Annotated in this window: 7 protein-coding genes; 3 read left to right on the top strand and 4 right to left on the bottom strand. The window is 69.3% G+C overall.

All coding sequences use genetic code 11. From position 1 onward, the window contains the following. Window positions 1–23 precede the first annotated feature (23 nt). Window positions 24–1,472 carry an N-acetylglucosamine/diacetylchitobiose ABC transporter substrate-binding protein gene (ngcE, locus tag B0675_RS18475; RefSeq protein ID WP_081219924.1) on the bottom strand — a complete coding sequence of 483 codons (1,449 nt, stop codon included), beginning with the start codon at window positions 1,470–1,472 and terminating at the stop codon, window positions 24–26. Window positions 1,473–2,043: 571 nt separating this feature from the next. Here ngcE and B0675_RS18470 point away from each other — a divergent pair. Continuing rightward, the gene (locus tag B0675_RS18470) at window positions 2,044–5,781 is read left to right on the top strand and encodes a GH92 family glycosyl hydrolase (RefSeq protein WP_107482810.1); all 3,738 of its coding nucleotides are present in this window, start codon (window positions 2,044–2,046) and stop codon (window positions 5,779–5,781) included. 89 nt (window positions 5,782–5,870) lie between these two features. Here B0675_RS18470 and B0675_RS18465 read toward each other — a convergent pair whose 3' ends face one another. Together B0675_RS18465 and acnA are read right to left on the bottom strand one after the other, a co-directional pair. Beyond that, on the bottom strand, window positions 5,871–9,149 hold the full coding sequence (locus B0675_RS18465) for a GH92 family glycosyl hydrolase (protein WP_081219922.1): 3,279 nt from the start codon (window positions 9,147–9,149) through the stop codon (window positions 5,871–5,873). Between the two features lie 495 nt (window positions 9,150–9,644). Next, on the bottom strand, window positions 9,645–12,359 hold the full coding sequence (gene acnA / locus B0675_RS18460) for an aconitate hydratase AcnA (protein WP_081219921.1): 2,715 nt from the start codon (window positions 12,357–12,359) through the stop codon (window positions 9,645–9,647). Window positions 12,360–12,866: 507 nt separating this feature from the next. On the opposite strand from acnA, the gene B0675_RS18455 reads away from it, so the two are divergent. Together B0675_RS18455 and B0675_RS18450 are read left to right on the top strand one after the other, a co-directional pair. Next, window positions 12,867–13,058, top strand: a complete 192-nt coding sequence (locus tag B0675_RS18455; protein WP_081219920.1) for a DUF4236 domain-containing protein — start codon at window positions 12,867–12,869, stop codon at window positions 13,056–13,058. 240 nt (window positions 13,059–13,298) lie between these two features. After that, window positions 13,299–14,828, top strand: a complete 1,530-nt coding sequence (locus tag B0675_RS18450; RefSeq protein ID WP_081219919.1) for a UDP-N-acetylglucosamine 1-carboxyvinyltransferase — start codon at window positions 13,299–13,301, stop codon at window positions 14,826–14,828. A gap of 118 nt (window positions 14,829–14,946) precedes the next feature. On the opposite strand, the gene B0675_RS18445 is transcribed toward B0675_RS18450, so the two are convergent. Further along, window positions 14,947–15,372: a DUF6299 family protein gene (locus B0675_RS18445; RefSeq protein ID WP_081219918.1), complete on the bottom strand. Its 426-nt coding sequence runs from the start codon at window positions 15,370–15,372 to the stop codon at window positions 14,947–14,949. Window positions 15,373–15,566 lie beyond the last annotated feature (194 nt).

Here is a 15,566-nt window from a genome sequence, read left to right as displayed (position 1 = left end):
CCTGGTGTGCCGGGTTTACGTGATCAGTCGCGGTGGTTCTTCTTGGACTCCGGGTCCTTGGCCGCCTTGTCGACCGCTGCCTGGGCCCGCTTCAGCCATTCCTTCGGCTGAATGCGCTTCGACATCAGCTCGTTGGACGCGTTCTCGATGGAGGTGCCCATCTCGCTGTACCAGTTGGGGTACAGGTAGTTGAACGTGTTGTCGCCGGCCGCCTTGGAGGCCTCGACCGTGGACTGCGTACCGGGACGCAGCTGCACGCCGTCGGAGACACCGTCCTTGAGGATGGTGAGCGAGTTGGCCTTCTGCGCGAAGACCGTCGACCACTCCTTGGAGAGCATGGAGCGCATGAACTCCTTGGCCTCGGGCAGGTTCGCGGCCTTCGCCGGGATGATGAACGGCTCGCCGGAGCCGGCCCGGATCGCCTCGAACGGCAGCGCGCTGTCCGGCAGGTTGGGCATCGGCATGAACTTCATGTCGAAGTCGTCCGGGGTCTGCTTGAGCTGCTCGTTCTCCAGCCAGGATCCACAGGTGATGAACGCGGCCTTGTACTGGTTCCACCGGGTCTGGGACTCGGTGTGCGTCAGGCCGTTCGTACCCGGCATCAGGTAGCCCTTTTCGACCACCTCGTAGATCGCCTCGACGGCGGCCAGGGCGGCGTCGGAACCGACGAACGCCTTGGGGTCGAGGTTGTCGATCGCCTTCATGGCGTCCAGACCGCCCTTCTTGGCGATCAGGTCCATGATGGCGACGTTGATGTAGTACGGGTACTTGCCCTGGTGGGCGAGGCCGCCGATGCCCTGCGACTTGGCGTCCTTGCAGATGGCGAGGAAGTCGTCCCAGGTCTTGGGGACGTCCCAGCCCTTCTCCTTGAAGAGCTTGCCGGAGTACCAGAGGCCCCACACCGTGTAGATGTAGTTCAGGGAGACGACCTTGCCGCCCTGCAGGCCCGGGTCCAGCGTGCCCGGGATCAGGGTGTCGCGGACCTTCTTGCTCGGGTCGTCGATGGACGGGGCGTCGAGCACCGCGGCCAGGTCGAGGAGCTGGCCGCTCTTGTAGAGCACGTCCAGCTTGATCTGCTGGGCGCCCGAGTCGTCGACGATGTCCGGCGGGTTGCCGCCGTTGAAGCGCGGCTGAAGCTTGCCGGTGATCTCCTGGGTGCCGGTGTGGGCGCTCTTGGTGCCCCACTTCTTGTCGAAGGCCGCTTCCCAGGCCTTGGCGTAGTCGTCGCCGTAGCCGCCCTTGAAGACGACGACATCGAGCTTGCCGCCGCCCTTCTTCACGCCGAAGGGGTTGTCCTTGCTGGTCTTGCCGGCGCCCTTGTCGTCCGACGTGTCGTCGCCGCCGCCGCTCGCGCAGGCGGACAGGAAGCTCATCGTCGGAACGGTGATCAGACCAAGTGCGGCCGACCTCTTGATGAGGTCACGGCGGCCGACACCCTCGGGGCTGCTGTTCTCGGCGGAAGTGGATCCCATGCTCAAGTCCTCGCCTTCTCCAGGACTCAGGCGGTGAACCGGATCCTCCCCGGCACCGCGGTTAGGTCAAGCTGGGGTCGTGCATGGGGGATTCACTGGGACGAATCGGCGGTAGGTGTATCGACCACGGTCCGCCGGCCCTCGAATTTCCCCCCTGGGTCCTGCCTGTCCAGAGCCAGTCGATCGACTGGCCGGACGCGACAGGTATAGTCCACTTCCCGCCAGCGGAGCAAGATCGAATGCAGGTTTGCCCGTCGGTCTTTTCCGAGTTGAGACCTCCCGGAAATATGGGGCAGCCACGGATCACCCCGGCGAAGGCCCCCAGGGGGCCAACCTCCCGCAATGGAACCAATGCCTGGTTCGTCGCACGCATTCACCCCGGATGCCACATCCAACACCCTTGACAGCACAGACAACTTGACGCCCCAATGGTCCTTGCGTACTGAAATTGACAACGTTGTCGATGTCTTGGGAGGGCTCGGGCATGCAGCAGAGAGCTCGGTACAGACGGAGTTCCACGGGTCGCGTCGGACGGCTTTCCCCCGTCGCTCTGGGGGTGGCGGCACTTTCCCTGGTGGCCGCCTCACAGGGCGTGGCGGTCGCGCTGCCGGTCCAAGCGGCGGCGCCCGACCGGGACTTCAGCTCGTCGTTCGAATCGGGTGATCCGGCGCCGGACTGGATCAACACGGTGGATACGGCACCGGACGGGACGAAAAGATCCTCCGGTGTCGACGGCGGCTACAGCACCGGTATCCCCGGAAACGTGACCGACCACGTCACCGACGTACGGGCCAGCGACGAGAACACCGGCGGCGGGGAGGTCAAGGAGAACCTCGTCGACGGCGAGCCCAGCAGCAAGTGGCTGACCTTCGACACCACCGGCTGGGCGGAGTTCGACCTGGACGCGCCGGTGAAGGTGGTCACGTACGCGCTCACCTCCGCGAACGACCACGACGAGCGCGACCCGAAGGACTGGACCCTCCAGGGCTCCACCGACGGCAAGGACTGGAAGACCCTCGACACCCGCACCGGGGAGTCCTTCGGCGAGCGGTTCCAGACGAAGTCGTACGACATCGCGAGCCCGGCCGAGTACCAGCACTTCCGCCTCGACGTCACGAAGAACAACGGCGGCGACATACTCCAGCTCGCCGACGTCCAGTTCTCGACCGGGCAGAGCGACGACCCGACGCCCAAGGACATGCTCTCGCTCGTGGACCGCGGGCCGAGCGGCTCGCCCACCGCGAAGGCGGGCGCCGGCTTCACGGGCAAGCGGGCCCTGCGCTACGCCGGCACCCACAAGGGCGACGGCCGGGCGTACTCCTACAACAAGGTCTTCGACGTGAACGTGCGCGTGGGCCGGGACACCGAGCTGGGATACCGGATCTTCCCCGCGATGGCGGACGGTGACCGGGACTACGACGCGACCAACGTGTCGGTGGACCTGGTCTTCACCGACGGCACCTCGCTGAGCGGGCTGAACGCCGTGGACCAGCACGGGTTCGCGCTCACCCCGCAGGGCCAGGGCGCGTCCAAGGTGCTGTACGTCAACCAGTGGAACAACGTGACCTCGCGGATCGGTTCCGTCGCGGCCGGGAAGACCGTCGACCGGATCCTCCTCGCGTACGACTCGCCGAAGGGCCCCGCGAAGTTCCGCGGCTGGCTGGACGACGTGTCACTGAGGACGGTCGCGCCGGAGAAGCCCAAGGCGCATCTGTCCGACTACGCGCTCACCACCCGCGGCACGAACTCCAGCGGCGGCTTCTCGCGCGGCAACAACTTCCCGGCGACGGCGGTCCCGCACGGCTTCAACTTCTGGACGCCGGTGACCAACGCGGGTTCGCTCAGCTGGCTGTACGACTACGCACGTGCGAACAACGCGGACAACCTGCCGACCATAGAGGCGTTCAGCGCGAGCCACGAGCCGAGCCCGTGGATGGGCGACCGGCAGACCTTCCAGGTGATGCCGTCCGTCGCGGCCGGAACCCCGGACACCGCCCGGGACGCCCGCGAGCTGGCCTTCCGGCACGAGAACGAGACCGCGCGCCCGTACTACTACGGGGTGACCTTCGAGAACGGCCTGAAGGCGGAGATGGCGCCGACGGACCACGCGGCGGCCCTGCGCTTCACCTACCCCGGTGACGACGCGAACGTGGTGTTCGACAACGTCACCGAGCAGGCCGGGCTGACGCTGGACAGCGACGCGGGTGTGGTCACCGGCTACTCGGACGTGAAGTCCGGCCTGTCGACCGGCGCCACCCGGCTCTTCGTCTACGGGGTCTTCGACGCCCCCGTCACCGAGGGCAGCTCCAAGGGCGTCAAGGGCTACATGAAGTTCAAGCCCGGCGCCGACCACTCCGTCACGCTGCGCCTGGCGACCTCGCTGATCAGCGTGGACCAGGCCAAGGACAACCTGCGCCAGGAGATCCCGGACGGCACCTCGTTCGCGGCCGTGAAGGCCGGGGCGCAGAAGCAGTGGGACCGGCTGCTCGGCAAGATCGAGGTCCAGGGCGCGACCCCGGACCAGCTGACCACGCTGTACTCCAGCATGTACCGGCTGTATCTGTACCCCAACTCCGGTTTCGAGAAGGTCGGTTCGACGTACCAGTACGCCTCGCCGTTCTCCCCCATGCCGAACCCGGACACCCCGACCCACACCGGGGCGAAGATCGTCGACGGCAAGGTGTACGTCAACAACGGTTTCTGGGACACCTACCGGACGACCTGGCCGGCCTACTCCTTCCTGACGCCCGGTCAGGCGGGTGAGATGGTCGACGGGTTCGTGCAGCAGTACAAGGACGGCGGCTGGACCTCGCGCTGGTCCTCGCCCGGCTACGCGGACCTGATGACGGGCACCTCCTCGGACGTGGCGTTCGCGGACGCGTACGTCAAGGGGGTCAAGTTCGACGCCAAGGCGGCGTACGAGGCGGCCCTGAAGAACGCGACGGTCGTCCCGCCGACCTCCGGCGTCGGCCGCAAGGGCATGTCCACCTCCCCCTTCCTCGGCTACACGAACACCGACACGGGTGAGGGCCTGTCGTGGGCCATGGAGGGCTACAACAACGACTACGGCATCGCCGAGATGGGCCGGGCGCTCTACAAGAAGACCGGCGAGAAGCGCTACAAGGAGGAGTCGGACTACTTCCTCAACCGCGCCCAGGACTACGTGAACCTCTTCGACTCCAAGGCCGGCTTCTTCCAGGGCCGTGACGCGAAGGGCGACTGGCGGGTCGACTCCGCGAAGTACGACCCGCGCGTGTGGGGCTACGACTACACGGAGACCAACGGCTGGGGCTACGCCTTCACCGCGCCGCAGGACTCCCGGGGGCTGGCCAACCTGTACGGCGGCCGGGCCGCGCTCGCGGACAAGCTCGACACGTACTTCGCGACCCCCGAGACGGCCTCGCCGGACGTGGTCGGCTCCTACGGCGGTGTCATCCACGAGATGACCGAGGCCCGGGACGTCCGGATGGGCATGTACGGGCACTCCAACCAGGTCGCCCACCACGTCAACTACATGTACGACGCGGCCGGGCAGCCCTGGAAGACGCAGAAGAACGTCCGCGAGGTCCTCTCCCGGCTCTACGCCGGCAGCGAGATCGGGCAGGGCTACCACGGCGACGAGGACAACGGCGAGCAGTCGGCCTGGTACCTGTTCTCCTCGCTCGGCTTCTACCCGCTGGTGATGGGCAGCGGCGAGTACGCCATCGGCTCCCCGCTGTTCACGAAGGCGACCGTCCACCTGGAGAACGGCCGGGACCTGGTGATCAAGGCCCCGCGCAACAGCGCGAAGAACATCTACGTGCAGGGCGTCAGGGTCAACGGCAAGCGGTGGAGCTCGACCTCGCTCCCGAACTCGCTGATCTCGAAGGGCGGGGTGCTGGAGTTCGACATGGGCGCGAAGCCGTCCTCGTGGGGCACCGGCAAGAACGCGGCTCCGCCGTCGATCGCCCAGGACGACAAGGTGCCGTCGCCGCGCTCGGACACCCTCAAGGGTGACGGCCCGCTCTTCGACAACACCTCGGGCACCGACGCCACCGTCACCTCGGTGGACCTGCCGGCGGGCGACGCCACCAAGGGGGTCCAGTACACGCTGACCTCCGCGGACCACACCAAGGCGCCGGCCGGCTGGACGCTCCAGGGGTCCTCGGACGGCACGACGTGGAAGGACCTCGACAAGCGGTCCGGCGAGTCGTTCCCCTGGGACAAGCAGACCCGGGCGTTCACCGTGGCGCATCCGGGCTCCTACGCCCACTACCGTCTCGTGCTCGACGACGCGGCGACCCTCGCGGAGGTGGAACTGCTCGCCTGACGCGCGCTGCACGGCGGAAAGGGGCGGGCCCGGAGGAGACTCCGGGCCCGCCCCGCGTTCCGGACGGATCAGCTCGTTCCGCTACGGCCTCACTTGTTCACGGCGAGGGCGAAGACGTGCAGGTCCGCGTTGTCGGGGAGCTTGACGCTCTGGACGGTGCGGCCCGAGGGGGCCTCGAAGGGCTTGGTGGCGAAGACGTACGTGGCCACCGGGTCCCTGTCCGCGCCCGCGACGTTGCGGTAGGCGGCCTTGGCCACGGTGGCGTTGCCGTACTGGACGGTGCCGCCTCCTCCGCCGACGGTCCAGTCGGTGAAGGCCAGGTCGACCGAGTCGGTGCCGCCGTCGGTGTAGGTCACGGTCGCGTGGCTCTCCTGGTTGCCGTTGACGGCACTGCCGACGAAGGACAACCGGGCGGCCGGATCGGCCAGTTCGATGGTCTGGCCGGCCGCCGAGGCGTTGTCGGGCCGGCCGGGGGGCGAGTCGGGCCAGGTGAAGGTGAGGCCGTCCACCGTTCCCCGGCCGCCCGGAGTCACGCCGGCGTCGGCGAGGGCCTGCCGGGAGTAGCTCCAGCCGCCTCCGTCGAAGTCGGCCTCGTCGTGGTCACCGGCGTCGTCGGAGACCCCGGTGTTGTCGTAGGCCGCGAGCAGGGAACCCGGGGCGGCGACGGTCAGGGCGACCGGCTGCGCGTAGGAGGTGTCGGCGGAGGTCACCGTGACCTTGACGTCGTAGAACCCCTGCTCGGCGTCGTCCGCGGCGGTGAGGGTGATCCGCTGGGCGCCGTCGGTGACGGTGCCCTCGGCCGGTGTGGCCGTCACGCCGTCGGGGGTGTCCACGTGGAAGCGCACGTCGGGTCCGGTGCCGCCGCTCAGGGCGAGGGCGCGGATGTCGAGCGCGGTGCTGCCGCCGGGCGCCAGCGTCGCCGCCGTGGGACCGACTCCGATCTGGTACGGCTGCTCACCGGTGCGGAAGGAGGGCGGCGCCGCGTTCTCGGCGCTGCCCCAGGCCTTGTCGGGTGTTCCGGAGAGGGTGTAGTCCAGGGTGCCGCCGTCGCGGACGAAGGAGGCAGGGAGCCAGGGCCGGTCGGTCGTGCGGCCGTCGACGCGCAGCGACCGGACGTAGGGGGCGTCCGCCGCCGCGCCGCGGGCCCGGATCTCGATGTCGCGACCGCCGGGCCGGTCGATCTCGATCCTCGGGAACAGCGGTGAGGCCAGGGTGAGTTCGGCGCGGGAGGGGACCTGGGGGTACATGCCGAGCGCGGAGAAGACGTACCAGGACGACATCTCGCCGAGGTCGTCGTTGCCGGGGATGCCCTCGGGCTTGGTCGACCAGAGTCGTGTCATCGCGGCGCGGACGGTCTCCTGCGCCTTGTACGGGGCGCCCGCGTAGTCGTACAGGTAGGGGACGTTGATCGAGGGTTCGTTGTCCAGCTCGGACTTGTCGCCGCCGCTGCCGGTGAACGCCCAGCCGCCGTCGGCGTCGTGGAAGAAGGTGTCGAGGCGTTCGAGGGCCTTGTCCCGGCCGCCCATCGCGGCGAAGAGGCCCGCGGGGTCGTGCTGCACCATCCAGGTGTACTGGGCGGCCGTGCCCTCCACGAAGCCGTTGCCGGTCGCGGGGGTGAAGCCGGTGACCCAGCTGCCGTCGGCCTTGCGGTTGGCGATGTAGCCGCCGCCGGGGTCGGCCGCGATGTTGAAGTTGTTCTGCCACCACTGGGAGCGTTCGGCGAAGTCGGCGGCGGTCTTCCTCCGGCCCGCCGCTCCGGCGAGCTGGGAGATGGCGAAGTCGGCGCCGGACATCTCCAGGGTCTCGGCCGCGCCGCCCCAGGCGTTGGTCACGGACGGCATGTAGTGGTGGTCGAGGTACTTGTCGAGGGAGGGCCGCTGGCCGGCGGAGAGGACGGGCTTGCCCGCCGAGGACAGGTCGCCCTCGGTCGGCACGGTGGCCGCCTGCACCAGGGAGTCGAGCGCGCCGCGCAGGTCGAAGTCGGTGCCCCCGAAGGCGCGGATGCCGGCGAGGGCGGCGGGTGACGGGTCGCCGTTCATGACGTGCGTGCCGCTCGCGCCGTGCAGCCAGCGGTCCCAGACGCCACCGTTCTGCCGGGCGAGTTCGAGCAGGGACTGTGCGATGTCGGAGCCCGTGTCCGGGTCGAGCAGGGTCAGCAGCTGGACCTGGGAGCGGTAGACGTCCCAGCCGGAGAAGGTGCCGTACTGCGCGGTGTGCCCCCGGCTCACGGTGTGCACCTTGTCGTCGGCGCCCCGGTATCTGCGGTCGGCGTCGCTGATGACGTTCGGGTGCAGGAGGGAGTGGTAGAGCGCGGTGTAGAAGGTGGTGCGGTCGCCGTCGGTGCCGCCGCCGACGCCGATCGCGCCGAGCCGGTCCCGCCAGGCGCGGTGGGCGGCGCTTTCGACCGAGGCGAAGGTGCGGTGCGGCGGGTTCTCGGCCGCGAGGTTGGCGGCGGCGCCGGCCTGGCTGACGTAGGAGATGCCGACCTTCACGTTCACCGGGTCGGCGCCGGGCTCGAACTGCACGTAGCCGCCGGCGCCCTTGCCCGCGACGGGACGGCCGCCCTGCGCGAACCCTCCGGTGCCGCCGCTCGCCTCGGTGGAGCCGGGGCTGAGCCGGTCGTCCTGCCAGGTGCCGGTCGTCTTGAAGGCGCGGTCGAAGCGGGCGGTGAAGTACAGGGTGTAGTAGGAGCGTTGGCCCTCGGGGTCGAGGTAGCCGCAGAAGTTGCCGGAGGTGACGGAGCCGGAGACGGTGCGGGTCCTGGGGTCGATCCGCACGGTCGAGTCCGTGGAGCCGACCTCGGAGTTGGCGGTGCGGATCAGCAGCGAGGCGGGCTTGTCCTCGGGGAAGGTGAAGCGGCCCGAGCCGGTGCGCGCGGTGGCGGTGAGGTCGGCGCTCACCCCGGAGGCGAGGCCGACCCGGTAGTGGCCGGGCTCGGCCTGTTCGTCCGTGTGCGTGAAGTCGGCCGCGTAGACGGCGTCCTTGGTGTCGCTCGCCGGGGAGGAGGTGACCTCACCGGCGTACGGGAAGAAGGGGATGTCGCCGCTGCCGCCCGCGCAGCCGGTGCCGGACATGTGGGTCAGGCTGAAGCCGCGGATGCGGGTGGCGTCGTACTGGTAGCCGCCGGGCGCGGCCGTGCGGGTGGCGTCCCCGCGGGTGTTCTCGGGGCTCCAGGAGAGCATGCCGAAGGGGGTGACGGCGCCGGGGAAGACGTTGCCGCCGTTCTTGGTGCCGATGAGCGGGTCGACGTGGACGGTGGGGTCCTGGACGAGGTCCGGTGGACCGGTCGGGGGTGCGGCGAGCGCCGGAGTGGCGCCGGCGACCGTCAGAGCGACGGCCAGCAGGACGGTTGACGGACGGAAACGCATGACGCGGCCCCTCCTCCTTCGGACGGGTCGCGCACCACGGGTCGCACAAGCCGCTGGGACAGTAACGTGCGCCACGGGTACCACGGAAGACCGCGTGCGTCCCGGACGACGCGCTCGTCGCCGGCTCCGGCGGGCAGGCGCGTTCCGGCCAGAGGGACGGGTGCGGCGGTCGAGTGGTCCGGCAACTACCTTGACATCGTTGTCCGTTGAGGCGGTAGAGTCGATCGCAGACCAGGCAGACAACGTTGTCGCGCACCCTGGTCGTCACAAGCCGCACCATCCTGGGCAGGACTCCCCCCGATCTGTCCGGGCTCGCGGACCGGACGGGCCCGAACCCACCCGCCCGGTCCGCCCTGAGCTTCCACCCGCCCGGCGGTGCGGGCCCGTCGACGGCCCGCACCGCCGGGCGTCGTCGTCGCGGGCGGTGGCGGACAACGCGAAGGGCCGCACCCCCGCCGGACGGGAATGCGGCCCTCTACTGGCTTGCCGGACCGCTTAGTTGCGGATCAGGTTGCGCAGCACGTACTGCATGATGCCGCCGTTGCGGTAGTAGTCCGCCTCGCCGGGGGTGTCGATGCGCACGACCGCGTCGAACTCGACGCCGGTGTCGGTGGTGACCTTCACCGTGCGCGGGGTGGTGCCGTTGTTGAGCTCCTCGACACCGGTGAAGGAGAAGGTCTCCTCGCCGGTCAGGCCGAGGGACTCGGCCGTGGCGCCCTCCGGGAACTGGAGCGGCAGGACGCCCATGCCGATGAGGTTCGAGCGGTGGATGCGCTCGTACGACTCGGCGATGACGGCCTTGACGCCGAGGAGCGCGGTGCCCTTGGCGGCCCAGTCGCGGGACGAGCCGGAGCCGTACTCCTTGCCCGCCAGGATGACCAGCGGGATGCCCTGGTCGATGTAGTTGCGCGAGGCGTCGTAGATGAAGGAGACGGGGGCGCCGTCCTGCGTGAAGTCGCGGGTGTAGCCGCCCTCGGTGCCCGGCGCGATCTGGTTGCGCAGGCGGATGTTGGCGAACGTGCCGCGGATCATGACCTCGTGGTTGCCGCGGCGCGAGCCGTAGCTGTTGAAGTCACGACGCTCGACACCGTGCTCGGTGAGGTACTTGCCTCCGGGCGTGTCGGCCTTGATCGCACCGGCCGGGGAGATGTGGTCGGTGGTGACCGAGTCACCGAGCTTGGCGAGGACGCGCGCGCCGGCGATGTCCGAGACCGGGGTGGTCTCCATCGTCATGCCCTCGAAGTAGGGGGGCTTGCGCACGTAGGTCGACTGCGCGTCCCACTCGAAGGTGTTGCCCTCGGGGATCGGCAGCGCCTGCCACTGGGCGTCGCCCGCGAAGACGTCCTGGTAGGACTTGTTGAACATGTCCTCGCCGATGGCGTTCGCCACGACGTCGTTGACCTCGGCCTCGGAGGGCCAGATGTCCTCGAGGTAGACCGGCTTGCCGTCCTGGTCGGTGCCGAGGGCGTCCTTGGTGATGTCCACCTTCATGGACCCGGCGAGGGCGTACGCGACGACCAGCGGCGGGGAGGCCAGGTAGTTCATCTTGACGTCGGGGTTGATCCGGCCCTCGAAGTTCCGGTTGCCGGAGAGGACCGAGGTGACGGCGAGGTCGTGGTCGTTGACGGCCTTGGAGACCTCGTCCGGCAGCGGGCCGGAGTTGCCGATGCAGGTGGTGCAGCCGTAGCCGACGAGGTTGAAGCCGACCTTGTCGAGGTAGGGGGTGAGCCCCGCCTTGTCGAAGTAGTCGGTGACGACCTTGGAGCCCGGGGCGAGGGTGGTCTTGACCCACGGCTTGCGGGTCAGGCCCTTCTCCACGGCCTTCTTCGCGACGAGCGCGGCGGCGACCATGACGTACGGGTTCGAGGTGTTGGTGCAGGAGGTGATGGCCGCGACCGTCACCGCACCGTGGTCGAGCTCGTAGGTCGAGCCGTCGGGGGCCGTGACCTGGACCGGGTTGGAGGGGACGCCGTTGGTGGCGGCCGGGGAGTCGGAGGCCGGGAAGGACTCCTTGCCCGCCTCGTCGTCGTCGGCGACGTAGTTGCGCACGTCGCTCTTGAACTGCTCGGCGGCGTTCGCGAGGACGATGCGGTCCTGCGGGCGCTTCGGGCCGGCGATCGAGGGGACGACCGTCGAGAGGTCGAGCTCCAGCTTCTCGGAGAAGTCGGGCTCGGCGGCCGGGTCGAGCCAGAGGCCCTGCTCCTTGGCGTACGCCTCGACGAGCGCGAGCTGCTGCTCGGAGCGGCCGGTGAGCTTGAGGTACTTGATGGTCTCGCCGTCGATCGGGAAGATCGCGGCGGTGGAGCCGAACTCCGGCGACATGTTGCCGATGGTGGCGCGGTTGGCCAGCGAGGTGGCGGCGACGCCCTCACCGTAGAACTCGACGAACTTGCCGACGACGCCGTGCTTGCGCAGCATCTCGGTGATCGTGAGGACCAGGTCGGTGGCGGTGGTGCCGGGGGTCAGCTCACCGGTGAGCTTGAAGCCGACGACGCGCGGGATGAGCATGGAGACCGGCTGGCCGAGCATCGCGGCCTCGGCCTCGATGCCGCCGACGCCCCAGCCGAGGACGCCCAGGCCGTTGACCATCGTGGTGTGCGAGTCGGTGCCGACGAGGGTGTCCGGGTACGCCTGGCCGTTGCGGACCATGACCGTGCGGGCCAGGTGCTCGATGTTGACCTGGTGGACGATGCCGGTGCCCGGCGGGACGACCTTGAAGTCGTCGAAGGCGGTCTGGCCCCAGCGCAGGAACTGGTAGCGCTCCTTGTTGCGGCCGTACTCCAGCTCCACGTTCTGGCCGAAGGCTTCCTTCGTGCCGAACTTGTCCGCGATGACGGAGTGGTCGATGACCAGCTCGGCCGGGGAGAGCGGGTTGACCTTGGCCGGGTCACCGCCGAGCTCCTTGACGGCCTCACGCATGGTGGCGAGGTCGACGACGCAGGGCACGCCGGTGAAGTCCTGCATGATCACGCGGGCGGGCGTGAACTGGATCTCCTGGCTGGGCTGGGCCTGGGAGTCCCAGGCACCGATGGACCGGATGTGGTCGGCGGTGATGTTCGCGCCGTCCTCGGTCCGGAGGAGGTTCTCCAGCAGCACCTTCAGGCTGTACGGAAGGCGAGCCGAGCCTTCCACCTTGTCCAGCCGGAAGATCTCGTACGACTCGTCGCCCACCTGCAGCGTGCTGCGGGCGTCGAAGCTGTTCGCCGACACGACAGTCTCCTTCATTGATGTGCGCGTTCCCACCGCATCCTGCCGCCACGGCGTCCTGGCCAATCCGCTAAGGTAAGGCTAAGTTAGGTAACCCTTACCACCGGATCGACGAAGCAGTGGGGCTGCGGTACGCCTCGGCAGATATCTCGATGTCGAGATAACTCTAGTACATGGGGGCGGGCAGGTCATGTCCGGGCGCCCGTGACCCGTGTCATCGGGTCGCGAGGGTCGTCACCACGCCTCCGCCGGGACGGCGCCGCACCGCGGGCGCAAGCAGCAGCAGGCCGGCCGTACGCCGGTCGCGGGCCCGCGACGGCCTCCGAGGAGTGCCCCTCGGCGGCAGAATTCCACCGCCGCACCCCCGAAACCGGGCGAACCATGCCAACTTCTCGCCCGGAGCCGGAAGTTGGCGGACCCGCTCCACAGAGGCAGGCACGTCGGAGCACTTTCGGGGTATCCGGTGTCTGCCGGGGAGGGCCCGGCGGACACCGAGACCAGGGGGCAGTCATGCCGCTGACATTCCGCAAGAGCTTCAAGATCTTTCCCGGCGTGCGCCTGAACATCAACCGCAAGTCGATGTCCATCACCACGGGCGGCGACCACGGCCCGCGCTACACGCACAGCACCACCGGGCGCAGGACGACGTCGATGGACCTGCCGGGTCCGTTCGGCTGGCGCAAGACCCGCAAGGCAAAGTGACGCAAGAGAGACATAGGTCGGCAGTCTCGACGAACCGTCACAGACGCGTTCCTTCACGGCACTCACCGGCGGCGACGTCGACGGGCGGCACCTTCGGGAGCCCCTCGACGGTCGCCGCCGTGCCGTGATGCGCAGGCCCGCGACACCCGAACTCCCCCACGCCCGCCCACCGATGGAGCCCGTCACCCGGAAGGCGGCGCTCCATTTCTTTTTATCTCACATCCGATATACGGTCGCGCCATGGCAGACGACTACCTCGTACGTATCGGCAAGCTCATCCGTGACGCCCGGCAACACCGGGGCTGGACACAGTCGCAGCTTGCCGAGGCGCTCGGCACCAGTCAGAGCGCCGTCAATCGCATCGAGCGCGGCAACCAGAACATCAGCCTTGAGATGATCGCCCGTATCGGTGAAGCGCTGGACAGCGAGATCGTCTCGCTCGGCTACGCGGGTCCGATGCATCTGCGTGTCGTGGGCGGGCGTCGTCTGTCCGGCTCGATCGACGTCAAGACCAGCAAGAACGCGTGTGTCGCGCTGCTGTGCGCGACGCTGCTGAACAAGGGCCGCACGGTGCTGCGCCGGGTCGCCCGCATCGAAGAGGTGTACCGCCTTCTGGAGGTACTCGGCTCGATCGGTGTCCGCACCCGCTGGATCAACGACGGCGTCGACCTGGAGATCGTGCCGCCGAGCGAGCTGGACATGGAGGCGATCGACGCGGCCGCCGCCCGTCGTACGCGCTCCATCATCATGTTCCTGGGCCCGCTGCTGCACCGCCTGGACGCCTTCAAGCTGCCGTACGCGGGCGGTTGCGACCTCGGTACCCGGACCATCGAGCCGCACATGATCGCGCTGCGCCGGTTCGGGCTCGACATCGCGGCGACCGAGGGGCTGTACCACGCCCAGGTCGACCGGTCCGTCACCCCCGGGCGGCCGATCGTGCTGACCGAGCGCGGGGACACCGTCACCGAGAACGCGCTGCTCGCCGCCGCCCGCCACGACGGCGTCACCGTCATCCGCAACGCCTCGTCCAACTACATGGTCCAGGACCTGTGCTTCTTCCTGGAGGCCCTGGGCGTACGGGTGGAGGGCATCGGCACCACGACCCTCACCGTGCACGGCGTGCCGAACATCGACGTCGACGTCGACTACTCGCCCTCCGAGGACCCGGTCGAGGCGATGAGCCTGCTCGCCGCCGCCGTGGTCACCGAGTCGGAGCTGACGGTGCGGCGGGTGCCGATCGAGTTCCTGGAGATCGAGCTCGCGGTCCTGGAGGAGATGGGCCTCGACCACGACCGCACGCCCGAGTACTTCGCGGACAACGGACGTACGCGACTGGTGGACCTGACGGTGCGGCCCTCCAAGCTGGAGGCGCCCATCGACAAGATCCACCCGATGCCGTTCCCCGGCCTGAACATCGACAACGTCCCGTTCTTCGCGGCCATCGCGGCCTCCGCGCAGGGCAAGACGCTGATCCACGACTGGGTCTACGACAACCGGGCGATCTACCTCACGGACCTGAACCGCCTCGGCGGCCGGCTCCAGCTCCTCGACCCGCACCGCGTCCTCGTCGAGGGCCCGACCCGCTGGCGCGCCGCCGAGATGATGTGCCCGCCCGCACTGCGCCCCGCCGTGGTCGTCCTCCTCGCGATGATGGCCGCCGACGGCACCTCGGTGCTGCGCAACGTGTACGTCATCAACCGCGGCTACGAGGACCTCGCGGAGCGCCTGAACTCGATCGGGGCGCAGATCGAGATCTTCCGGGACATCTGAGCACGGCCCGCACGGATGCCGTCGTGACCGGCCCCGGCCTGCTGGACGCAGGACGGGGCCGGGTGCGGCGGCACTCGTGTGTCCGGGGCGCCGCGTCGCACCCGGCGCCCCGGACGGCTCAGCCCTGCTTGACGGTCACGTCCTGCTCCCGGCTCGCGTGGAACGTCGGGAGCGGGAGGCCCGTGCCGGCGAGTTCCATCAGCGTGGCCTCGACGTGGGCCGTTCCCGGGGTCAGCGTGTCCTGGGCGCGCTTCTCGGAGTTGGTCCAGCGGTGTTCGGCGCCGTCGCAGACGGCCGAGGAGCCGCCGATGCCGTGACGGACCCGGGGGTCGCCCTGGGACACCGACGAGGAGACGAAGACGGGTCCCGCGGCGGAGGCGCAGCGGTAGGTGCCGGAGAGGGTGATGGTGCCGTCGGCGGCGACCGTGGCGGTGGGGTCGACGGTCACCTCGTCGGACACGGCGGACCGGGCGACGGCGGACGGGGCGAGCAGCAGCAACAGCGCCGCGGCGGCGGCCGTACCGACGGTCTGGCGGACGAACATGGGGTACCTCCTGGAACGGGGCCCGCTGAGGGCCCGGGAACGAGCGCTCAACAGGTACCGGTCCGACGCCCCGGGGCCGGTGATCATCACCCCATTGGTGGCGAGTTGGCCACGTCCGTCGCGGCCCCGTTCGAGAGTTGTCCCCGTGTTGTCACGCTTCACCGCCCGCGGTTCCGGTGAGTTCGCCGAGCGCG

It is taken from the genome of Streptomyces sp. M41(2017) (assembly GCF_002078175.1).
GTDB lineage: Bacteria > Actinomycetota > Actinomycetes > Streptomycetales > Streptomycetaceae > Streptomyces.
This window is presented reverse-complemented; position numbering and strand designations above follow the sequence as displayed.

What these genes read in the sequence shown, in the direction of transcription:
- ngcE (WP_081219924.1), bottom strand. Translation starts at nt 1,472, where the DNA reads ATGGGATCCACTTCCGCCGAGAACAGCAGCCCCGAGGGTGTCGGCCGC.
- B0675_RS18465 (WP_081219922.1), bottom strand. Translation starts at nt 9,149, where the DNA reads ATGCGTTTCCGTCCGTCAACCGTCCTGCTGGCCGTCGCTCTGACGGTC.
- B0675_RS18455 (WP_081219920.1), top strand. Translation starts at nt 12,867, where the DNA reads ATGCCGCTGACATTCCGCAAGAGCTTCAAGATCTTTCCCGGCGTGCGC.
- B0675_RS18450 (WP_081219919.1), top strand. Translation starts at nt 13,299, where the DNA reads ATGGCAGACGACTACCTCGTACGTATCGGCAAGCTCATCCGTGACGCC.
- B0675_RS18445 (WP_081219918.1), bottom strand. Translation starts at nt 15,372, where the DNA reads ATGTTCGTCCGCCAGACCGTCGGTACGGCCGCCGCCGCGGCGCTGTTG.